The 20,964-nt window shown below is 70.5% G+C and carries 19 protein-coding genes and 1 riboswitch; of the genes, 4 read left to right on the forward strand and 15 right to left on the reverse strand.

All coding sequences use genetic code 11. The annotated features are described in order from the left end of the window. Positions 1-46: 46 nt before the first annotated feature. Positions 47-664 (reverse strand): PadR family transcriptional regulator, encoded by a 618-nt coding sequence (locus ACWGE1_RS30075; RefSeq protein WP_453423612.1) that lies wholly within the window; start codon positions 662-664, stop codon positions 47-49. Positions 665-1,130: 466 nt separating this feature from the next. On the opposite strand from ACWGE1_RS30075, the gene ACWGE1_RS30080 reads away from it, so the two are divergent. Next, positions 1,131-1,982 (forward strand): PhzF family phenazine biosynthesis protein, encoded by an 852-nt coding sequence (locus tag ACWGE1_RS30080; RefSeq protein WP_453423613.1) that lies wholly within the window; start codon positions 1,131-1,133, stop codon positions 1,980-1,982. 37 nt (positions 1,983-2,019) lie between these two features. Here ACWGE1_RS30080 and ACWGE1_RS30085 read toward each other — a convergent pair whose 3' ends face one another. The 3 genes from ACWGE1_RS30085 to ACWGE1_RS30095 all read right to left on the reverse strand — a co-directional run bounded on the left by ACWGE1_RS30085 (position 2,020) and on the right by ACWGE1_RS30095 (position 5,308). Continuing rightward, positions 2,020-2,751, reverse strand: coding sequence for a hypothetical protein (locus ACWGE1_RS30085; protein ID WP_453423614.1), 732 nt, complete (start codon positions 2,749-2,751; stop codon positions 2,020-2,022). A 90-nt stretch (positions 2,752-2,841) separates the two neighbouring features. Beyond that, positions 2,842-3,681, reverse strand: coding sequence for a CPBP family intramembrane glutamic endopeptidase (locus ACWGE1_RS30090; RefSeq protein ID WP_453423615.1), 840 nt, complete (start codon positions 3,679-3,681; stop codon positions 2,842-2,844). Positions 3,682-3,775: 94 nt separating this feature from the next. Next, positions 3,776-5,308, reverse strand: coding sequence for a glutamate-cysteine ligase family protein (locus ACWGE1_RS30095; RefSeq protein ID WP_453423616.1), 1,533 nt, complete (start codon positions 5,306-5,308; stop codon positions 3,776-3,778). Between the two features lie 487 nt (positions 5,309-5,795). On the opposite strand from ACWGE1_RS30095, the gene ACWGE1_RS30100 reads away from it, so the two are divergent. Continuing rightward, on the forward strand, positions 5,796-6,416 hold the full coding sequence (locus ACWGE1_RS30100) for a hypothetical protein (protein WP_453423617.1): 621 nt from the start codon (positions 5,796-5,798) through the stop codon (positions 6,414-6,416). A gap of 261 nt (positions 6,417-6,677) precedes the next feature. Then, positions 6,678-6,866: a DUF5999 family protein gene (locus ACWGE1_RS30105; protein WP_030009772.1), complete on the forward strand. Its 189-nt coding sequence runs from the start codon at positions 6,678-6,680 to the stop codon at positions 6,864-6,866. Positions 6,867-6,987: 121 nt separating this feature from the next. On the opposite strand, the gene gcvP is transcribed toward ACWGE1_RS30105, so the two are convergent. After that, positions 6,988-9,873, reverse strand: coding sequence for an aminomethyl-transferring glycine dehydrogenase (gene gcvP, locus ACWGE1_RS30110; protein WP_453423618.1), 2,886 nt, complete (start codon positions 9,871-9,873; stop codon positions 6,988-6,990). Positions 9,874-10,068: 195 nt separating this feature from the next. Continuing rightward, positions 10,069-10,167: riboswitch (glycine riboswitch) on the reverse strand. A 112-nt stretch (positions 10,168-10,279) separates the two neighbouring features. Between gcvP and ACWGE1_RS30115 the strand changes: the two genes are divergently transcribed. Further along, positions 10,280-10,645, forward strand: a complete 366-nt coding sequence (locus tag ACWGE1_RS30115) for a PRC-barrel domain-containing protein (RefSeq protein ID WP_453423619.1) — start codon at positions 10,280-10,282, stop codon at positions 10,643-10,645. Here ACWGE1_RS30115 and ACWGE1_RS30120 read toward each other — a convergent pair. The 10 genes from ACWGE1_RS30120 to ACWGE1_RS30165 all read right to left on the reverse strand — a co-directional run bounded on the left by ACWGE1_RS30120 (position 10,642) and on the right by ACWGE1_RS30165 (position 20,792). Then, positions 10,642-12,060: a DNA polymerase IV gene (locus ACWGE1_RS30120; RefSeq protein WP_453423620.1), complete on the reverse strand. Its 1,419-nt coding sequence runs from the start codon at positions 12,058-12,060 to the stop codon at positions 10,642-10,644. The genes ACWGE1_RS30115 and ACWGE1_RS30120 overlap by 4 nt on opposite strands. 43 nt (positions 12,061-12,103) lie before the next feature. Beyond that, the gene (locus ACWGE1_RS30125; protein WP_453423621.1) at positions 12,104-12,742 is read right to left on the reverse strand and encodes a MerR family transcriptional regulator; all 639 of its coding nucleotides are present in this window, start codon (positions 12,740-12,742) and stop codon (positions 12,104-12,106) included. 180 nt (positions 12,743-12,922) lie between these two features. Further along, entirely contained in the window at positions 12,923-13,396 is a 474-nt protein-coding gene (locus ACWGE1_RS30130) for a bifunctional nuclease family protein (protein WP_007262890.1), read from the reverse strand. Between the two features lie 51 nt (positions 13,397-13,447). Then, positions 13,448-14,212, reverse strand: coding sequence for a transcriptional regulator FtsR (gene ftsR, locus ACWGE1_RS30135; protein ID WP_453423622.1), 765 nt, complete (start codon positions 14,210-14,212; stop codon positions 13,448-13,450). Positions 14,213-14,260: 48 nt separating this feature from the next. Then, positions 14,261-15,208: an FHA domain-containing protein gene (locus ACWGE1_RS30140; RefSeq protein ID WP_453423627.1), complete on the reverse strand. Its 948-nt coding sequence runs from the start codon at positions 15,206-15,208 to the stop codon at positions 14,261-14,263. 85 nt (positions 15,209-15,293) lie between these two features. Further along, on the reverse strand, positions 15,294-16,253 hold the full coding sequence (locus ACWGE1_RS30145) for a DUF881 domain-containing protein (RefSeq protein WP_453423623.1): 960 nt from the start codon (positions 16,251-16,253) through the stop codon (positions 15,294-15,296). Between the two features lie 5 nt (positions 16,254-16,258). Next, a complete protein-coding gene (locus ACWGE1_RS30150) occupies positions 16,259-16,591 on the reverse strand; it encodes a small basic family protein (RefSeq protein ID WP_007262894.1) in 333 nt (110 codons plus the stop codon). Further along, positions 16,588-17,496 carry a DUF881 domain-containing protein gene (locus ACWGE1_RS30155; protein WP_453423624.1) on the reverse strand — a complete coding sequence of 303 codons (909 nt, stop codon included), beginning with the start codon at positions 17,494-17,496 and terminating at the stop codon, positions 16,588-16,590. The genes ACWGE1_RS30150 and ACWGE1_RS30155 overlap by 4 nt, the downstream gene beginning before the upstream one ends. A 109-nt stretch (positions 17,497-17,605) precedes the next feature. Next, positions 17,606-20,101, reverse strand: coding sequence for a sugar phosphate nucleotidyltransferase (locus tag ACWGE1_RS30160; protein ID WP_453423625.1), 2,496 nt, complete (start codon positions 20,099-20,101; stop codon positions 17,606-17,608). Positions 20,102-20,201: 100 nt separating this feature from the next. Beyond that, positions 20,202-20,792, reverse strand: a complete 591-nt coding sequence (locus ACWGE1_RS30165) for a CDP-alcohol phosphatidyltransferase family protein (RefSeq protein WP_453423626.1) — start codon at positions 20,790-20,792, stop codon at positions 20,202-20,204. Positions 20,793-20,964: the final 172 nt, after the last annotated feature.

The raw sequence follows: 20,964 nt of genomic DNA on the forward strand, positions 1-20,964 counted from the left end.
GGATGAACCCGCGGGGCGCGCCTTCGCCATCAGGGGCCGGCCGGGCTCAGTGCTCGTCGGCCAGGATCAGGTAGAGCTTCTTGCGGGCGTCGTTGATGACCCCGAGGGCCTTCTCCCGCTGCTCGGGCGAGCCGGTCTTGAAGACCTGCCCGAAGGCCTCCATCAGGCCGACGCCGGCCGTCCGGACCTCCTGCATCGCCTCGAAGTCGAAGCCGCGTCCGGCATCCGCCCAGGGGGCGTCCGGACCCGACTCGGCCTCCGTGCGGCCCGCGTCGGTGAGCGTGAACAGCTTCTTGCCGCCCTCGCTCGCGCTGGTGATGAGCCCCTCGTCCTCGAGCAGCTGCAGGGTCGGGTAGACCGACCCCGGGCTGGGCTTCCATGCCCCGCCGCTGCGCTCGCCGATCTCCTGGATCATCTCGTAGCCGTGCATCGGCCGGTCGGCGAGCAGCGCCAGGATCGAGGCGCGCACATCCCCGCGCCGCGCCCGGCCCCGCGGTCCCCCGCGCCCGCCGCGCCCGCCGAAGGGGCCGGCACCGAAGGGCGGCCCGAACGGGCCGAAGGCGGCGCGCCGCCCCTCGAACCCCTCCCGACGATCGGGTCCGCAGTGATCGTGGCCCCGTCCGTGGTCACGACCGTGCTGCCCGTGCTGTCCGCGTGAACGCATGACTGCGCTCCTTTCGTCACGTTGTCGTTCCTTCATCGGTTGTCCGATGACTCCACTATCGGCGACGTCTCGCGACCTGTCAACGATATATCGGAACATGTCATCGACAGTCGCACCCACTCGCCACGTGTCCTGTCTCCCGGGGGACGGTGCGTGGTGGCGTGGCGCATCCTTGGGCCATCGGCATCGTGGGGGTTGGGGGCGGTGTGGGCAGTGGCAGGCGTGCGTGCCGCGGGGCGAACCGGCACCGGGTGTGGTTCCGGGAGGAGGCTTCGGTTCTTCGGGGCCGGGCGCGGTTGAGGGCCGATGCGATCGTGGCCCCGCGGCTGCTTGGCCGGTCCTGCAGAGGTCCCACGAGAACGGGCGCGTCTCCTGCCCGGGCCGGGCGGTCCGGGCACCCCCGACCGGGCCAGTCATCCCGGATTGGCCTTTGTCGATGATCAAGAATCCGCCCTACCTTCGGGGCATGCGCATCCGAATCGTCGACGCCTTCACCGACCGCCCGTTCCACGGGAACCCCGCCGGAGTCCTGATCCTCGACAGCGCGTTCCCCCCGGACGCGTGGCTCCAGCAGGTCGCCTGCGAGATGAACCTCTCCGAGACCGCCTTCGCCCACCCCCTGCCGGCCGGCGGGGACGCCGACTGGGCGCTGCGCTGGTTCACCCCGGCCGCCGAGGTCGACATGTGCGGCCACGCCACCCTGGCCACCGCGCACGTACTGGCCACCAGCGGGCTCGCCACGGGACTGATCCGCTTCTCCGCGCGCTGCGGCATCCTCACGGCCGAGGCGGCCGAGGACGGCACGATCACCATGGACTTCCCGACGTCCTCGCTGACCCCGGTGGCGGCGCCGGCCGCCGTGGGCCACGCGCTCGGCGGACCGCCGATCCTCTCCGTGCACGACACGGCCGACCACATCGGCGACCTCGTCGTCGAGCTCGCCGACGAGAAGACCGTCCGCGAGCTGGAGCCGGACCACGCCGCCCTGCGCGCCTTCGCCAGGCGGGGAGTGATCGTCACCGCGCCCGCCGAGGATCCCTCACTCGGCTACGACTTCGTCTCCCGCGGCTTCTTCCCCGCCTTCGGCATCGACGAGGATCCGGTCACCGGCAGCGCCCACACCGCGCTCGCCCCGTTCTGGGCGGAGCGTCTGGGCCGCACCGAGCTGACCGGCCTCCAGGGCGGTGCGCGCCGGGGGCTCGTACGGGTGACCCTGACCGGCGAGCGCACCCTGCTGACCGGCCGGGCCGTCACGGTCGTCGACGGCGAGCTCCTCGCGTCCCCGCCCGCGGCGCCCGGGGCCGGGCGGGCAGGATGACCACGGGGGCGCGGACGCGGGCACCGGCCCGGCCCGGTCAGCCCGCGGCCCCGCCCCCGTCGCCCTTCGCGTCCCCCTTCGTGTCCCCCTTCGAGCGGGCCCTCGCCTCCGCCTTCGCGCGTGCGGCAGTCCGCCGCTTCTCCTCCTGCGCCGCCCAGGCGGCCGAGTCGATCCGCTTGCTGTAGACCTGCTCCGGCTCCGCCGCGCCCAAGTGCACCGTCCATGCCCACAGCCCGGCCGACACGGCGAACAAGACGCCCGCCAGCGCCAGATAGGAGGCGATTTCCTCGGACTCGGAGGCGCCCTCCTCGTGCATGAAGCCGGGTACGCCGGCGATGGCCGCGTTCACCCACCACGCGAGCGCCCCGTTGAACAGGACGAGGGAGATCCAGTAGGCGACCCGCATGCTCCTCGCCGGGCCGCTCAGGTGCCCCAGCAGCAGGAGGCGCCGCAGCGAGACCGGCCCCGTGCGGTGGCGGCCGCCCGTCTCCGCCTTGGCTCGGCGCACCGACGCGTAGCACTCGTCCAGCCAGCGCCCCGGCTCCGGGTCCGGCGCCGGGGAATCGGTCGGCGCCAGCTGTTTGGCCTGGATCCAGCCGGTGAGGAACTGGACCTCCAGCTGGGCCTTCTCCAGGCGCCTGCGGTAGTGGTGGTCGGTGCTGCTCGCCTCGCGGCGGTCCCTGATGAGGAGGCTGATCCCGCCCACCAGGCCGGTGACCACGGGCACGAAGAACGGCGCGAACGGCACCAGGGAGTCCAGAACAGCCACCGCGCGCGCCTCCTCACTCCCCTCCAGCGTCGCACTGCACCGGCGTCCGCCACCCGTCGGCAGGGCCGATCGGGTGGGGCCGCCGCCGCGTCACGGGGTCGGCAGCCAGCCCACCTTGCCCGCGAGCAGGGCGTACCCGGCGAAGGCGACGATGTCGAGCAGCGCGTGCGCGACGACGAGCGGTCCCACGCGGCCCCAGCGCCGGTAGGCGAGGACGAAGACCACGCCCATCACCATGTTCCCGATGAAGCCGCCGATGCCCTGGTAGAGGTGGTAGGAGCCGCGCAGCGCCGAGCTGGCCAGCAGCGCGGCCATGGGCGACCAGCCCAGCTGGTCGAGCCGGCGCAGCAGGTAGGCCAGCACGATGATCTCCTCGACCACGGCGTTCTGCAGCGCGGAGAGGATGAGTACGGGGAACTTCCACCACACGTCGGGCAGCGCCTCCGGCACCACCGTGAGGTTGAATCCTGCGGCCCGGGCCCCCAGGTAGAAGGCCAGCCCGGCACTGCCGATCCCGGCCGCGACGACCGCACCGCGGCCCAGGTCCCACCACGGCCGGGTGCGGTCGAAGCCCAGCACCCGCAGGCCGGGGGCGCCCTCCCGGGTCAGGAGGTGCGCCACCAGCAGTACGGGCACCAGGGCGCTCGCGATGCCGAACAGCTGCCAGGCGAGGTCCAGCCAGGGCCGGCCGGGGGCGTAGGAGCCGTTGAGGGTGGCCGCCTGGTCCTTGAGGCCGCCCGGCTTGGTGAGCGAGCCGATGAAGCTGATGAGCGCGGAGACCCCGCTCGCGCCCAGCGACAGCGCGAGGACCAGCAGGGTCTCGTTGCGCAGCAGTCCCCGCCGCCCGTCCTCGTCCAGTTCCGCGAACACCGGCTCCGGCTCCGCCCGCACGCCCGACTCCGTCCTGCCATCCCGTTGCGACCACCCCATACTGCCTCCTCGGCGGACGGGGAGGATCACTGCGGGGCGATCACCGGGACGACCGGACGGCGTCGGACGCACGACGGCCGGGCTCGGGGGCCGGTCAGCGAACGACGGGCACCGAGGCGGTCACCTCCTCCGTCAGCCCCACGGGCCAGGTGTGCACGGGGTCGCCCTTGTGCATCAGCTCGCTGTACCTGCGGGTCGTCGCGGCCAGTGCCTCGTCCCGCTCCAGCCCGGCGGCGAGCGCCCGGTGGTAGGTGTCCACCTGCCAGGTCGCCCCGTTGACCCGGCGCCGGCAGCGCTCCTCGATGATGCCGAGGTAGTGGTCCCGGTCCGCGGGCTCGATGCCCCAGGCGTCCAGCCCCGCCGCCGCCATCGGCAGCAGTTCGTCCAGGACCAGCCGCACGGCGGGCACGCTCGCCAGCCCACCGGCCCGGCCCCGGCGCGGCCACCGCAGCCGCGCGTCGATCCCGTACCTGCAGGCCGCGTCGAAGTTCGCCTCCGCCTCGGCGAAGGGCAGCCGGGTCCACACCGGGCGCGGTTCGTCCGCGAGGGTGCGCACGAGCCCGTAGTAGAAGGCGGCGTTGGCGACGACGTCCGCGACCGTCGGCCCGGCCGGCAGTACCCGGTTCTCCACGCGCAGGTGCGGCACCCCGTCGGCCACCCCGTACACGGGCCGGTTCCACCGGTAGACGGTGCCGTTGTGCAGGACCAGCTCCTGCAGCCCCGGTACCCCGCCCTCGGCGAGGACCCTCAGTGGCTCCTCCTCGTCGCATATGGGCAACAGGGCGGGGAAGTAGCGGACGTTCTCGGTGAAGAGCTCGTACGCCGAGTCGACCCAGCGTTCCCCGAACCAGGTGCGCGGCCGCACGCCCTGCGCCTGGAGCTCGGGCGGCCGGGTGTCGGTGGCCTGTGTGAACAGCGGTGGACGCGACTCCCGCCACAGCTCGCGCCCGAACAGGAAGGGCGAGTTGGCGCCGACGGCTATCTGTGCGGCGGCCACCGCCTGAGCGGCGTTCCACACCGCCGAGAAGCGGGCCGGAGTCACCTGCAGGTGCAGTTGTACGGAGGTGCAGGCGGCCTCCGGCACGATGGACCCGGAGGTCCAGATCAGCCGCTCGACGCCGTCGATGTCGAGCGTGAAGTCCTCCCCGCGCATCATCAGGATCTGCTCGTTGAGCAGCGAGTACCGGTCCACCGCCGACAGGTTCGCCGTGACCAGGTCCGCGCGGGAGATCGTCGGCAGAATACCGATCATCACCACTCCGGCGTCGATCTCCGCGGCCTGCCTGTGGGCATAGCCGAGCCCCGCACTGAGTTCCTCGGCGAGCTGGTCGAATACCCGTCCGCCGAGCCGGTGCGGAAGAACGTTCACCTCCAGATTGAACATTCCGAGTTCGGTCTGGAAATCGGGGCTCGCAATCCGCTCCAGCACCTGCGCATTCACCATTCTCGGCAACCCGTCGGCACCCGCGAGATTCAGCTCGATCTCCAGTCCCATCATGTTCTTCGGGCGATCGAACCTCTTCTCCGCCAGGAGCCGCTCCAGTCCCTCCAGACACTCGTGAAGCTTCCTTCGATACCGCTGCCGATCGGACAGGTCGAATCCGCCCGCCACGACCTTCTCCCCCATCGAAGCGTCCCTCCTCGAGTGGGCCTGGCCCGGGGCATCCAGGCGCGCGTTACGGTCGATGATGCCCCGACAGCGTGATCCATAACGCGCAGGGGGCGTGCGTGGCGAGGAGCGCGCGCCGGTTTGGCCGAAGGGCGCTTCGGCACATTCACCTGGCAAGTCGCGGCGTGCAAATTCCCCTTAGACTTTGCCTCGTTGAGATAACCGACACTTTCCAGCCGAGCCCTCGTCCGGTAACCTCCGAGGTCAGCGCGACATGTTCGCGCTCATCCGGCATGAATGCCATGTCAGCGGGTCCGGTAAGCGCCTTGTCGGCAATAGGCGGGACAGCTAGCCGAAACACTGCGTGAACACATGTCGTATAAACTCCGCAAACGAGGCAGAGAGTTGGCGCGCGGCCATTGCCCCTCGGCCCCCCTCTGGCCCCAGAATGCGAGTCCGCACCTGCCCCCGTTCCACCGGTCTCCCAAGTGAGAGGCGACCCACCATGCCGCTGCATGTCCCTCCGGCTCCCGCGCCCGCCCTGCGCAGCGTCCTCGCGGCACTCGGTTCCCCCACCGCCGTCCACGAGGCGCACACCCCGGCCCTGCGCGCCATCCAGGGGCCGCTGACCGCCGAACTCCCCCTTCCGGTCCACGTCCTCGACCGGCTGGGCATGTCCACCCTCGCGGCCGGCGGCAGGCCGCCCCGCACGCGGCTCACCGGCTGGCGGTTCCTGATCCGCAGCGGGGACCGCTACGTCGCGGCGGCCGACACCCGCCTGACTCCCGACGGCTGGGTCTTCTCCCATTTCTTCGAGGGGCCCTACGTGGCCGCCACCGAACGCGCCCTGCGCCAGGCGGAGTCCCTCACCACGGGCTATCAGCCGCGGCTGCTGTCCGTACCGGAGCTGTACATGCTGACCCTGTGGCTGCACGGGGCCGTGGGCGCCGACGCGGCCGCGGGGCTCCCGGCCGGCGAGGACCTGCTGGTGCCGCTCGCCCCGGCCCCGCCCGGCATCGCCCCGTACCGGCCGCATCCGGTCTCCGAGCTGCTGCCCGTGCTGACCCGGCGGCTGACTCCGGCGCCGGCATCGGCCCCTCCCTCGCTGGCCGCGCCCGCCGCCTGACCCGAATCACCCATTCGGCCTAGTCCGCCCGGGCCACTTGCGAACCATCCGAAATGACAGGGGAGTTGGCCTGAACCGCCCGCACGAGTGATGCGTCATCAATCTGTGAGGACAGCTGCCGGGAAATCCCTGCGAAGCGGCTGTCATGGGGGAACACTGATGACACGCTCCCCGCGGGTGCGGGGATGACCCAGGGGGACGGCCATGAACCACGTATCGAGCCGTAGCACACAGACCACACCGCAGCGAAAGAACGCATCCATGTGCCAGCACCAGCCAGCCTGCCCGTCAGCCGAATCCGCCGACCGGGAGGCCGCACGCCCGGTGGCCAACCACCCGGAGCAGGGCTGGAGCCTGCTGTGCAATGGCGTCCTGCTCTTCGAGGACACCGGTGAACTGCTGCCGGACGGCCAGATCATCGCCCCGCACCGCCCGCTTGCGGCGGCGTAGGCGATCACGCGGCCGACCTGCCGCGGCCACGACGAAGGGGCCGGCCCGGGACAATTTCCCGGACCGGCCCCTTGTTCATGTCGTACGACCCTCATACGGCGGTCGTCCGACGCGGTACGTCTCAGGCGTCGTACTCGTCCAGCGGCGGGCAGGAGCACACGAGGTTGCGGTCACCGAACGCACCGTCGATGCGGCGCACCGGCGGCCAGTACTTCTCGGCGGCCGTGACCCCGCCCGGGAAGACGGCCTCGTCGCGGGTGTACGGGTGGTTCCACTCGCCGCCCAGCGCCGCCGCGGTGTGCGGGGAGTTGGCCAGCGGGTTGTCGTCCGCCGGCCACTCGCCGCCCGCGACCCGCTCGATCTCGCCGCGGATGGCGATCATCGCGTCGCAGAAGCGGTCGATCTCGGCGAGGTCCTCGGACTCCGTCGGCTCGATCATGAGCGTGCCGGCGACCGGGAAGGACATGGTCGGCGCGTGGAAGCCGTAGTCGATCAGACGCTTGGCGATGTCGTCCACGCTCACGCCCGTGGACTTCGACAGCGGACGCAGGTCGATGATGCACTCGTGCGCGACCAGGTTGCCCGGGCCGGTGTAGAGCACCGGGTAGTGCGGCTCCAGACGCTTGGCGATGTAGTTGGCACCGAGCACCGCCACCTGGGTGGCGCGCTTGAGGCCCTCGCCGCCCATCAGGCGCACGTACGACCAGGAGATCGGCAGGATGCCCGCCGAACCCCACGGAGCGGCCGAGATCGGGCCGACGCCCGTCTCCGGGCCCGCGGTCGGCTGGAGCGGGTGGTTCGGCAGGTACGGGGCCAGGTGCGCCCGGACACCGACCGGGCCGACGCCCGGGCCGCCGCCGCCGTGCGGGATGCAGAAGGTCTTGTGCAGGTTCAGGTGCGAGACGTCGCCGCCGAAGTGACCCGGCTTGGCGAGACCCACCAGGGCGTTCAGGTTGGCACCGTCGACGTAGACCTGGCCGCCGGCCTCGTGCACCTGGGCGCAGATGTCGGCGACGTGCTCCTCGAACACACCGTGCGTCGAGGGGTACGTGATCATCAGCACGGCGAGCTCGTCGCGGTGCTGCTCGATCTTGGCGCGCAGGTCGGCCGCGTCCACCTCGCCGTCGTCGGCGGTCTTGACGACGACGACCTTCATGCCGGCCATCACGGCGCTGGCCGCATTGGTGCCGTGCGCGGAGGACGGGATCAGGCAGATGGTGCGCTGCTCGTCGCCGTTCGCGCGGTGGTAGGCGCGGACGGCCAGCAGGCCGGCGAGCTCACCCTGGGAGCCGGCGTTCGGCTGGATGGAGACCTTGTCGTAGCCGGTCACCTCGCAGAGACGTTCCTCCAGCTCGGTGATGAGCGTGAGGTAGCCCTCGGCCTGCTCCACCGGGGCGAAGGGGTGCAGCTGACCGAATTCGGGCCAGGTCACCGGCTCCATCTCGGTGGTCGCGTTGAGCTTCATGGTGCAGGAGCCCAGCGGGATCATGCCGCGGTCCAGCGCGTAGTCCTTGTCCGAGAGCTTGCGCAGGTAGCGCAGCATCGCGGTCTCGGAGCGGTGCTGGTGGAAGACGGGGTGCGTCAGGTACGCGTCCGAGCGCAGCAGGCCCTCGGGCAGGGTGTCGGCCGTGGTCGCGTCGAGCGCCTCGATGTCGGCGGTGACGCCGAAGGCGGCCCAGACGGCCTCGATGTCGGCGCGCAGGGTGGTCTCGTCGCAGGCGACGGAGACGAGGTCGGCGTCCACCTGGAACAGGTTGACCCCGCCCTCACGGGCGGCGGCGACGACCTCGGCCGCACGGCCCGGAACGCGGGCGGTGATCGTGTCGAAGTACGCGCCGTGCACGATCTCGACCCCGCCGGCCGTCAGACCGGCGGCGAGCAGGGTGGCGTAGCGGTGGGTGCGGCCGGCGATCGTCCGCAGGCCGTCCGGGCCGTGGTAGACGGCGTACATGCCGGCCATGACGGCGAGCAGCACCTGCGCGGTACAGATGTTGCTGGTGGCCTTCTCACGGCGGATGTGCTGCTCACGGGTCTGCAGCGCCAGGCGGTAGGCCCTGTTGCCGTCCGCGTCCACGGAGACGCCGACGAGGCGGCCGGGCAGCGAGCGGGCGTGCTTGTCCTGGACGGCCATGTAGCCGGCGTGGGGTCCGCCGAAGCCCATGGGGACACCGAAGCGCTGGGTGGTGCCGACGGCGATGTCCGCGCCCAGCGCGCCCGGGGAGGTGAGCAGGGTCAGCGCGAGCAGGTCCGCGGCGACGGCGACGATGGCGCCGAGCCCGTGCGCCTGGTCGATGACCGGCTTGATGTCCCGTACGGCGCCGGAGGCACCCGGGTACTGGACCAGGACGCCGTAAATGCCGCGCTCGGCGACCTCGGCCGGGATGCCGGCGGACAGGTCGGCGACGACGACCTCGATGCCGATCGGCTCGGCGCGGGTCTCGATGACGGCGATGGTCTGCGGCAGCGCGTCGGCGTCGACCAGGAAGACGTTGCCCTTGGACTTGCCCACGCGGCGGGCCAGCGTCATGGCCTCGGCGGCCGCGGTGCCCTCGTCGAGCAGCGAGGCGCCGGAGGTCGGCAGCCCGGTCAGCTCGGCGACGACCGTCTGGAAGTTCAGGAGCGCCTCGAGGCGGCCCTGGGAGATCTCCGGCTGGTACGGCGTGTACGCCGTGTACCACGCGGGGTTCTCCATGACGTTGCGGAGGATCACCGGCGGCGTGAAGGTCCCGTAGTAGCCGAGACCGATCATCGGGGAGAGGACCTGGTTGCGGTCGGCGAGCGAACGCAGCTCGGCCAGCACCTCGGCCTCGGTGCGCGCCTCGGGGAGGTTGAGCCCCTCGGCGGTCTTGATCACATCCGGTACCGCGGCAGCGGTCAGTTCGTCCAGGGAGCCGTAGCCCACCTGGGCGAGCATCTTCGCCTGCGCCTCGGCATCCGGGCCGATGTGGCGCTGTTCGAAGGGGATGCCTCGCTCCAGCTGGGAGAGCGGAATGCGGTTGGCGGTCATGACGGAGGCCTCCTGGTCGTATGACCTGCGAGGGGCACCACGGCGCGGGCACCCGGACGGCCTCCCCCTCTGTCATCTGCACCTGAGAGTTTCACCGGAGTCACGGGGGTCTCCCGAGAGATCCGGCTTTCACCGTCGGTGAGGGATGGGACCGGCACTGCACGCCCGGTACCCGCCCCTGCTTTCCAGAGTGGCCTCGTCCGTGCGGTACGTATGCCTGAGAGATTCCGGGGAGGATTTGCTCCTTCGGCGCCTCCGTCTCGTTCACTCGGAGGACTCTCCCGCACAGGGTCGACAGCCGTTCACCAGCGTACCAGCGAGGATCTGAACCCTCCCCGAGTGGCCTCCGCTGCGGATATGCACTTCTGTAGTCATTACGGAGCAGTTGCGACCTTTTGGAGGGACCGTGCAGACCGACATCGATCCGCGCAACCTGATCGGCCGCAAGGCGTTCGACCGCAATGGCACCAAGATCGGCACCATCGACGAGGTCTACCTCGACGATGCCACAGGTGTCCCGGAATGGGCCGCGGTCCGGACGGGGCTCTTCAGCCGCGACGCCTTCGTCCCGCTGGAGCCCAGCGAGCTGGTGGGCGACACCCTGCGGGTGCCCTTCGAACGCTCCCTCATCCGCGACGCCCCGGACTTCGGTGTCGGGCGCCACCTCTCCCCCGAACAGGAGCTGCAGCTCTACCACCACTACGGTCTGGACACGACCCTCCCGACGGACTTCCACCACGACTTCGGCCACCTGGCGGGCGACGAGAGCTAAGGGCCGTCCGGCGGGCCGCCCCGCTCGCCGTCACCCACCAGCGGCAGCGGATCGGACGGCTCCAGCTCGGGATCGTCCACCCGGAAGGTCCGCACCCGGCCGGGCTGTGATCCGGGCTGCTCGAACCGCACGGTCACCCGCCCGACGCCGCTGCCCTGCACCCATCCGGGCCCGTACACGGCATGCCGGACGTCGCTCCCGGGCGTCCAGAGCCGCTCGGGGGACGGCTCCGGCTCCCCGGGCGGCTCCGTGACCTCCTGGGCCCCGGCGGCACCGGCCGCCTCGGCCGCCCCCGGCTCCGCCTCCGCGCCGGAGTCCTCGTTCCCCCCGTCCGCCCCGGCGGCGAGCGACTGCGCGAACAGGTCCTCCTGCGTGTAGTGCGCCAGCCCGGTCACCCCCACCCCCAGCAGGCGGACCCCGCCCGTGGTGTCCACGCCCTCCAGCAGCCGCGCCGCGGCCTCCCGCACCACCCCCGGGTCGTCCGTGGGCCCCCGCAACGTCTCGGACCGCGTCAGCGTGGAGAAGTCGTACCGCCTCACCTTGAGCACGATCGTGCGCCCCGAGTGCCCCGAGCCCCGCAGCCGCTGCACGCACCGGTCGGCGAGCCGCTGCACCTCGCCCCGGATCCGGACCCGGTCGTGCAGGTCCACGTCGAAGGTGTCCTCGACCGATACCGATTTCGCGTCCCGCTCCGCGACCACCGGACGGTCGTCCAGCCCCAGCGCCATCCGGTACAGCCCGGCGCCGGCCGAGCGGCCGACCGTACGGACCAGCTCGTCCTCCCCGGCCTCGACCAGCTCCCCCACCGTGGTGATCCCGGCCCGGCGCAGGTGCTCCCCCGTGGCCGGCCCCACCCCGGGCAGGGTCCGTACCGACATCGGCGCGAGCAGCTCGCGCTCCGTCCCCGGCTCGATCAGCAGCAGCCCGGCCGGCTTGGCCTCCTCGGAGGCCACCTTGGCCAGCATCTTCGACCCGGCCAGTCCCACGGATCCGCTGAGCCCCGTGGCGGCCCGGATGTCGGCCCGCAGCCGCTCGCCCGTCTCCCGCGCGCTCTGCGAGTCGAAGGCGACCCCGCCCGCCTCCAGGTCCACGAAGGCCTCGTCCAGGCTCAGCGGCTCCACCAGCGGCGACAGTTCCCGCAGCATGGCCATCACCACGTCGCTGACCTGCCGGTAGAGGCTGAAGCGGGGGATCAGGTACGCACCGTTCGGACAGAGCCGCCTCGCCTGCCCCATCGGCATCGCGGAGTGCACCCCGAACCGCCGGGCCTCGTACGAGGCCGTGGCGACGACACCGCGCGGCCCGAGCCCGCCGACGATCACGGCCTTCCCGCGCAGGCTCGGCTTCGACGCCTGCTCCACGGAGGCGTAGAAGGCGTCCATGTCCAGATGCAGGATGGTCGGCGCGGCTCTCACAGCCCGATGCTGCCCTACGCCACTGACAACGCTCGGGCTCGGGTCAGACGGCCCGGTTGCGGCGGGCCGCCAGCTCGTCCGTCGGGTTGTGCCTGACCAGGGTCTCGCCGGTGTCCACGCGCTCCCCGTGCAGCTGCGACAGCGCGCTCTCGACGTCGCGCCACACCACGCCCACGGCGATGCCGAAGACGCCCTGCCCGCCCTGGAGCAGGCTCACGACCTGGTCGGGCGAGGTGCACTCGTACACGGTGGCGCCGTCGCTCATCAGCGTCATCCGTTCGAGGTCCGAGAACCCGCGGTCCTGCAGGTGCTGAACGGCCGTGCGGATGTTCTGCAGCGCCACCCCGGTGTCCAGGAAGCGCTTGACGATCTTGAGGACCACGACGTCGCGGAAGCTGTAGAGCCGCTGCGTCCCCGCCCCGTAGGAGGCCCGCACGCTGGGCTCCACCAGCCCGGTCCGGGCCCAGTAGTCGAGCTGCCGGTAGGTGATGCCGGCCGCGGCGCACGCCGTCGGCCCGCGGTATCCGATCTGCTCGGGCTCCGGGTCACCGCCCACCGGTCCGATTGGCGTCGACTCCGGCTGACGGCGCGCGGACCCGACCGCACCGCCGTGCAGCGGGTACGGCCCAGCCTCACTCCGTGCGGGGGTGCCCCCGGTCGTACCGTCGCCCGTGGTCCTCACGCCGACCCTCCGTCCTTGACCTGCCCACCTCGAAGGTAGGCAGTCACCAGGGGTGCGTCAACGATCGCCACACTCGGCACGCCGAGTGATAATCACCCTGAGAGTGGTTTCCCGTATCCCTTTGCGGGGAAAGGCTAATCGAATGGGCTGAGGTTCCCCGAGGACGACGCGGCCGAGACCTCACTGTGGGCCGGTACCGAAGTCCTCCGGCGAGATCTGGTCGAGGAACTCGCGGAACTTCTCCACCTCGTCCTCCTGCTCGTCGGGAATGGCGATTCCGGCGTCGTCCAGCACGCCGTCACTGCCGTAGATCGGCGTCCCCGTCCGCAGGGCGAGGGCTATGGCGTCGGAAGGCCGAGCACTCACCTCGACCCCGCTGGCGAAGACGAGCTCCGCGTAGAAGACGCCCTCCCGCAGATCCGTGATCCGGACCTCGGTGAGCTCCTCACCGACCGCCTCCAGCACGTCCTTGAACAGGTCGTGCGTCAGCGGCCGGGCAGGGGCCATCCCCTGCTGCGCGAAGGCAATGGCGGTCGCCTCCCCTGGACCGATCCAGATGGGGAGGTACCGATCGCCTCCCACTTCACGCAGGAGCACGATCGGTTGGTTGGAGGGCATTTCCACCCGGACACCCACAACGTCGAGCTCGTTCACACAGCAACCCTAGGACCTGCTCGGCAGGTTTGGGTAGTCGGGCCCCCCACCTCAGGGCAGCCGAACCCCGAGAGCGGTCCGCACGAGCGCCTCGTGGAGCCGCACGGAAAGCCCCGCGAGCTCCTTCAGGGTGGCCTCCGCATGGGCCCTGGTCTGCGGATTGCGGTGCCGCCGCAGCGGCGCCACGACCTGCTCCAGCAGCCCTGCCTCACGGTCCGCGGCGGCCTTCATCGCGCGCAGGTGCCGCGGCTCCAATCCGAAACGCCCCAGGTCGGCCACGAGCCGGGCCACCGTGACGGCCTCGGCGTCGAATCCGCCGTCCGGGCCCTCGGCCAGCAGCCCGTACGACTCCCACTCGGTCAGCCGGACCTCGTCCACGCCGGCGGCCGCCAGCAGCTCCGCCCGGCCCACCCGGGCCACGGTGGGCCGCTCCCGCCCCACTTCCCCGTAGACGGCCGCAGGCCCGGTGGGATCGGTGGAGTCCCCGTGCGCGGTGGGCGCCGGGATACGGATCTGCTCACCCCGGGCGAGCGCGTCGAGCTGCTCGCGGATGACCTTCAGCGGCAGGTAGTGGTCGCGCTGCAGACGCAGGATGCACGCCAGGCGCTCCACGTCGTCGGTGCTGAACTTGCGGTACCCCGAAGGTGTGCGCCGGGGCTCGACGAGCCCCTCCGCCTCCAGAAACCGGATCTTCGAGATGGTGACTTCGGGGAACTCGTCACGCAGCGTGGTGAGCACCGTGCCGATGCTCACCAGCCGTCCGGCTGGGCCGGCGGTGCCATTGCGCGGGGCACCGCCGGTCGGGGTACGCAGCATGGAACCTTCCCTCTGGGGGGTCCCTCCGGACAGGGTCCGGAGGATGGGTCAGATGCCCCGCAGGCTCGCGTAGAAGACCAGCCGGTACTTGCCGATCTGCACCTCGTCGCCGTTGTTCAGGGCGACGGAGTCGATCGGTTCACGGTTCACGTACGTGCCGTTGAGGCTGCCGACGTCGCCGACGGTGAAGCCGCCGTCCTGGCTCCTGCGGAATTCGACATGGCGCCGGGAGACGGTGACGTCGTCCAGGAAGATGTCGCTCTGCGGGTGGCGGCCGGCCGTGGTCAGCTCGCCGTCCAGCAGGAAGCGGCTCCCGGAGTTGGGACCGCGCCGCACGATGAGCAGGGCGGAACCGGGGGGCAGTGCTTCCACCGCGGCCTGGGCCTCGGGGGACAGCGAGGAGGACGACACGTGCGGCTGTCCCGACACCTCGGCCTCGTAGGCCTCGAGGCCCGAGATCGAGATCGTGGACGTGGTCTCCGAGGCACGCTCCGGCGTCAGACCCGCCCGCAGCGGCGCACCGCAGTTCGAGCAGAACCGGCTGGCCGCATCGCTGCGGTGTCCGCACCTGCTGCAAATCTGCTCGGCCGACATGGACGGCTCCTCGTGCCGCGGCTGCCCCGCGGATGCATTGGTGGCATACGGGTCGGGGGCAAACCCTCCACCCGCACTTGAGGTTGATGGTTCACCGAAACCTATGCGGCCGGTACCAGCAGGGTCAACAGCCGACGCGCCGGGGGTACCGGGCACATCTCCCGGACCGGCGACCTCGTCGCGGAAGAGCGGCCGGTCGCCCTGCCCTTCCACGTCCCCGTGACCGGCGCGGTGCCGTGCCGCGCCACCTTCCTCACGGTTCTTCTTGCCGAACAACTTCTCAAACAACTTCACGGGCGATTCCCCTTGACCTAAACAGACCCGCCCGTGGGGCAGGACGAACTCCGAATACAGACACCTGCCGACCCGGACATTCTCACAACGTCCGTAACCACCAGACAGTTTCCACCACGTACCGCGACTTCTGTGCGCCGACCCCCCGCAGGCATCCGCCCGCGTGAGCCGCTCCACTCTCCACTCCGCTTCATCACGATGACGACCGAGCGTAGTCAGGCTGCTTCGCAGCCCGCAAGGCATCCACAACGATCTTCGCCGACCGTGTGACGGCGACGGTGGCCTGCTCCTTCTCCAGCGTCTGCACGACACCACCGGGAATGTTCAGCGCGGGCTCCAGATCCTGGGGTTTGCCGATCACCTTGAACTCGTAGGGCTGTGTGATCTTCTTACCGTCGATGGCGACCCCGCCGTTCTCGTCCGAGAAGTACGAGCCCGCCACGATGCGCACGCCGTTGATCTGGATCGCCTCGGCCCCGGCCGCCCGCAGCTCCTGGAGCGTGTCCAGCAGCTGGTCGGACTGCACCTGACCCGTGGGATCCGTGATCTTCAGTGTGATGCCCGGCCCCTGGGCTGCCACCGTACCGGCCAGGATGCCGAGTTGGCGTTCCTTCTCCACGGTCTGCCTGCGGGCCTCCTCGGCCTGGTTGGAGCTGCTCTCCAGCTCTCTGCGCTGTTCCTCCAGCCGCTGCTTCTCGTCCTCCAGGCGCTTGGTCCGCCCGTCGAGCTCGTCGAGGATCCTTACCAGGTCCTCCTGGCGGGCCCCGCGCAGCGCACTGGAGTCGCTGTTGGACCTGACCTGGATCGCCAGACCCAGCCCCAGGACGAACAGCAGCAGCGCCACGATCAGTTGGGCCCGGCTCACCCGCGGCGGCCACAGCCCGGCCGCGAGCCGCTGCCGGCCGGTCTCCCCCTCCGGCTGCCCGGGTGCGTCCTGCGGCTCCTGCGGGGGCTCGGTCGGGCGCGGGGCCTCCGGAGTCTTCGGGGGCTTCTGCGAGGACTGCGGGGGTTGCTGCACGGGCTCGGGGGACGGCGGCTGTGCAGACTGAGACGGCTGCGCGGGCTGAGGCGACTGTGCGGGCTGAGACGGCTGCGCGGGCTGAGACTGCTGGCCCTCGCCTCCCGGCTCCTCGGGGCGGTCGTTCGTACTCATCGGCCTCACGCCCGGAACACGTGCCGGCGGATGGCCGCGGCGTTGGAGAAGATGCGGATGCCGAGCACGACGACCACACCCGTGGACAGCTGCGAGCCGACGCCGAGCTTGTCGCCGAGGAAGACGATCAGCGCGGCCACGACCACGTTCGACAGGAAGGACACCACGAAGACCTTGTCCACGAAGATGCCGTCCAGCATCGCGCGCAGCCCCCCGAACACCGCGTCCAGCGCCGCCACCACGGCGATCGGCAGATAAGGCTCCACCACGGCCGGTACCTCGGGCCGGACCAGAAGTCCGACCACCACTCCGGCCAAGAGGCCCAGTACCGCGATCACGATGCACCCTTCTGCTGCTCTGCCGGTGTAGCTGTACGTACGGTCAGGCTCGACGCGGCCGGCAGCCGCAGGTCGTCCGCCGGGGACAGGGCGTAGCGGATCCCGTAGCTCTCCTGCAGCACGTGCAGGTACTGTCCGTCCGCCGAGTCCTGGAAGGCCGTGCCCAGCCGCTTCTTGTCCCCCACCGCCAGCACCTCGTACGGCGGCACCAGCGGTCTGTTGTCGACCAGTATCGCGTCACCCGCGGCCCTGATCGCCGACAGCTCCGTCAGCCGCTGCCCGTTGATGGAGATGGCTTCCGCCCCGGACTGCCACAGTCCGTTGACGATCTTCTGCATGTCACGGTCACGGACGCGGCCGGTGTCCGAGAAACCGGAGCTCTCGCGCGGTTTGCCACCCTCGCCCGACGAAGCGCCCTTCGCGTCGTCCACGACCAGCTTGATCCCGGGCCCGCGGACCTCCGTGGCGCCCGCCAGCAGCGCCACCAGCTCGCCCTGGCCGCTGCCGGGCTGCTTCAGGGCCGCCCGCTGGCGCGCCGCGACATCCGTGCTGAGCCGGTCGATGTCACGCTCCAGGCCGTGCACGCCGTCGTCGGCCCGCTCCACCCGGTCGATCAGTTCCTGGCGCTCCTTGGCCAGCACCGGCGCCGCTATCCGTGCCTCGGCCGCACCGAGCGTGACGACCATGGCAGTGACGACGAGCCCGGCGGCGAGCCCCAGTTTCGCCTTGAGGGTGCGCGGCAGACCGGCCGTACCGTCCGCCTCGCGGCGGGCCGCGGCCTCCGCGTAGCCCTCGTCGAGGCTGTGGTCCATCACGTGCGTCAACAGCGACATGGAAGCGTCCGGGCGCGCTGGCGCAGGAGACGCCGGAGTCCGGTTGTGGGGCGGCTGCGACATGCCGCACATCGTCGCATGTCGGCCCCGCACACACCCAATGCGTCCATCCGGTGGGCCGGACCGGCGCTCCCGCGCCCGGCCCACCGGACTTCCGCCCTACGTGATCACGCGCCCGGCACTAGTGCCCGGCGCCCTCCACCACGGCCGCCCACTCGTCCAGCAGGGCCTGCGCGGTGGCATCGTCGGGACCCTCGGCCCACAGGTGGGTGACCGCCTCGGCCGGGTCCGGCAGCACCAGCGACCACCGTCCGTCGGCCTCGACCACCCGCACCCCGTCGGTGGTGTCCACCTGCCGGTCGCCGGCCGCTTCCACGACCCGCCGCATGACGAGCCCCTTCACCGCCCACGGCGTCGACACGTCCCGCCTGAGCACGTGGGCCCGCGGAATCCGGGCGTCGATCTGGCTCAGGGTGAGCTGTGTGCGCGCCACCAGCCCGAGCAGCTGCACGAAGGCGGCCGATCCGTCGAAGACGCTGCTGAACTCCGGAACGATGAAACCGCCCCGGCCGTCCCCGCCGAAGATGGTGTTCTCCGCGCGACCCACCCGCGTCAGGTCGTCGGGCGAGGTCGTCGTCCACTCCACCTGCGTACCGTGGTAGGCGGCCACCTGCTCGGCCACCCTCGTGGTGGTCACCGGCAGCGCGACCTTTCCGCTGCGCTTCTCCGCCGCCACCAGGTCGAGCATGACCAGCAGCGCCCGGTCGTCCTCGATGATCCGCCCGCGCTCGTCCACCAGGGAGATCCGCTCGCCCACCGGGTCGAACCGCACTCCGAAGGCCGCCCGTGCCGAGGCCACGATCTCCCCCAGCCGCACCAGCCCGGCCCGCCGGGACTCCCTGGTCTCCGTCGGCCGGGACTCGTCGAGCCCGGGATTGATCGTCAGGGCGTCCACACCGAGCCGCCCCAGCAGGCTGGGCAGAACGAGCCCGGCGCTTCCGTTGGAGGCGTCCACGACCACCTTGAGCCCGGCATCGCCGATGCCGGTGGTGTCCACCCGCCGCAGCAGGGAGCCGGTGTAGGCGTCGAAGACGCTGCCCGGGAACTGCAGGTCGCCGATCTCTCCGGGGAACGCCCGCCGGTACTCCTGGCGCGCGTACACCCGGTCCAGCTTGCGCTGACGCTGGAGCGAGAGGTCCGCTCCCCGCTCGTCCAGGAACATGATGTCCACGGAGTCAGGCACACCCGGCGAGGTCCGCAGTACGATCCCGCCCGCGCTGCCGCGCGCGGTCTGCTGCCGCGCCACCGGCAGCGGTACGTTCTCCAGGTCCCGTACGTTGATGGCGCTGGCCTGGAGCGCCGAGATCACGGCCCGCTTGAGCGCTCGGGCGCCTCGGGAGTGGTCACGGGCCGTGGTGACGATCGCCCCCTTCTTCAGGGTCGTGGCGTACGCACCGGCGAGCCGGACCACCACCTCGGGAGTGATCTCCACGTTCAGGATTCCGGAGACTCCACGCGCACCGAACAGATGTGCCTGTCCGCGGGACTCCCAGATCACCGATGTGTTGACGAAGGCGCCGGCCTCGATGGTCTTGAAGGGGTAGACCCGCACGTTCCCCTGAACGATCGATTCCTCACCCACGAGGCACTCGTCACCGATGACGGCCCCGTCCTCGATCCGTGCGGCGCGCATGATGTCGGTGTTCTTGCCGATGACACAGCCGCGGAGGTTGCTGTGGGGCCCGATGTACACGTTGTCGTGGACCACGGCCCGGTGCAGGAAGGCCCCGCTCTTGACGACGACGTTCGACCCGATCACCGTGTGCTCGCGGATCTCGGCGCCGGCCTCGATCTTCGCGTAGTCCCCGATGTACAGGGGCCCGCGCAGCACCGCGTCGGGGCTCACCTCGGCCCCTTCGGCGATCCACACCCCGGGCGAGATCTCGAAGCCGTCCATCTCGATCTGGACCTTGCCCTCAAGCACGTCGGCCTGCGCCTTGACGTAGCTCTCGTGCGTGCCCACGTCTTCCCAGTAGCCCTCGGCCACGTAGCCGTAGATGGGCCGGCCTTCCTTCATCAGCTGGGGGAAGACATCGCCGGACCAGTCGACGGAGACGTCCGGGTCCACGTAGTTGAAGACCTCGGGCTCCATGACGTAGATGCCGGTGTTGACGGTGTCCGAGAACACCTGCCCCCAGGTCGGCTTCTCCAGGAACCGCTCGACCTTGCCCTCTTCGTCCACGATCGTGATGCCGAATTCCAGCGGGTTCGGCACCCGGGTCAGGCACACCGTGACGAGGGCGCCCTTCTCCTTGTGGAAGCGGATCAGATCCGTGAGGTCGAAGTCGGTCAGCGCATCGCCGGAAATGACGACGAAGGCATCGTCCTTCAGGGCCTCCTCGGCGTTCTTCACGCTGCCGGCGGTGCCGAGTGGCTTCTCCTCGTGGGCGTAGGTGAGCTCCATTCCGAGCTCTTCGCCATCCCCGAAATAGTTCTTGACGAGTGACGCCAGGAACTGCACGGTGACCACGGTCTCACTGAGCCCATGCCGCTTGAGCAGCCTGAGCACGTGCTCCATGATCGGCCGGTTGGCCACCGGCAGGAGCGGCTTGGGCATGCTCGAGGTCATGGGGCGAAGACGCGTGCCCTCGCCACCGGCCATCACGACGGCCTTCATGTCGGAAGAGTCCTCCTTGGGAGACGACAGTCGTGCCGACCCTCACCCGTCTCGGTCGGTGACTCCGCAACTCCTCCGCGTCATCCGGCGCCGGGCGGGCTCAATCGGCCGTGGTGTCAGCCTTCACCAGACGGCGGACTTGAACCACGTAAAGGATTCCTGCCCACCAATAGAGGGTTGTACCCCATACAGCGAACGCCCATCCGAAAACTGACGCCAACCAGGCCAACCAGCCGCTTCCGTCACTGAGCAGCAGCAACGGAAACGCGTACATCAGGTTGAAGGTGGCGGCCTTGCCGAGGAAGTTGACCTGCGGCGGCGGATATCCGTGGCGACGCAGGATCCACACCATCACCAGCAACATCAACTCACGCGCGAGGAGCGCTCCGGTGAGCCACAGCGGCAGAACCTCGCGATAAGTCAGACCGAAGAGCGTCGACAGGATGTAGAGGCGGTCCGCGGCCGGATCCAGCAGCCGTCCGAGCTTGCTGATCTGATTCCAGCGCCGTGCGAGCTTCCCGTCGAGGTAGTCGCTGATCCCGCTGAGCATGAGGACGGCCAGGGCCCAGCCGTCGTACTCGGCAAGGATCAGCCACAAGAACAGGGGCACGCCGGCAAGGCGAGCCATGCTCAGGATGTTCGGAATGGTGAAAATTCGGTCAGTCTGAACCCGAGTCTCCTGGACCTCCACCCGGGGGCCTCCACTGTGACTGTAGAAATGGTCGTTCGATGCCCTCTGACCCTACAGGAGACCGCACAGGTGTCCTGAACGCAGAAAAGCCCCGCACCGAGCCCGTGAAGGGCTGGTGCGGGGCTTTCCCACAATGATTGTTCGGCGGCGTCCTACTCTCCCACAGGGTCCC

This window comes from Streptomyces sp. NPDC054932, from assembly GCF_053610205.1.

What these genes read in the sequence shown, in the direction of transcription:
- ACWGE1_RS30075 (WP_453423612.1), bottom strand. Translation starts at nt 664, where the DNA reads ATGCGTTCACGCGGACAGCACGGGCAGCACGGTCGTGACCACGGACGG.
- ACWGE1_RS30090 (WP_453423615.1), bottom strand. Translation starts at nt 3,681, where the DNA reads ATGGGGTGGTCGCAACGGGATGGCAGGACGGAGTCGGGCGTGCGGGCG.
- ftsR (WP_453423622.1), bottom strand. Translation starts at nt 14,212, where the DNA reads ATGCTGCGTACCCCGACCGGCGGTGCCCCGCGCAATGGCACCGCCGGC.
- ACWGE1_RS30155 (WP_453423624.1), bottom strand. Translation starts at nt 17,496, where the DNA reads ATGTGCGGCATGTCGCAGCCGCCCCACAACCGGACTCCGGCGTCTCCT.
- gcvP (WP_453423618.1), bottom strand. Translation starts at nt 9,873, where the DNA reads ATGACCGCCAACCGCATTCCGCTCTCCCAGCTGGAGCGAGGCATCCCC.
- ACWGE1_RS30080 (WP_453423613.1), top strand. Translation starts at nt 1,131, where the DNA reads ATGCGCATCCGAATCGTCGACGCCTTCACCGACCGCCCGTTCCACGGG.
- ACWGE1_RS30100 (WP_453423617.1), top strand. Translation starts at nt 5,796, where the DNA reads ATGCCGCTGCATGTCCCTCCGGCTCCCGCGCCCGCCCTGCGCAGCGTC.
- ACWGE1_RS30095 (WP_453423616.1), bottom strand. Translation starts at nt 5,308, where the DNA reads ATGGGGGAGAAGGTCGTGGCGGGCGGATTCGACCTGTCCGATCGGCAG.
- ACWGE1_RS30160 (WP_453423625.1), bottom strand. Translation starts at nt 20,101, where the DNA reads ATGAAGGCCGTCGTGATGGCCGGTGGCGAGGGCACGCGTCTTCGCCCC.
- ACWGE1_RS30105 (WP_030009772.1), top strand. Translation starts at nt 6,678, where the DNA reads ATGTGCCAGCACCAGCCAGCCTGCCCGTCAGCCGAATCCGCCGACCGG.
- ACWGE1_RS30145 (WP_453423623.1), bottom strand. Translation starts at nt 16,253, where the DNA reads ATGAGTACGAACGACCGCCCCGAGGAGCCGGGAGGCGAGGGCCAGCAG.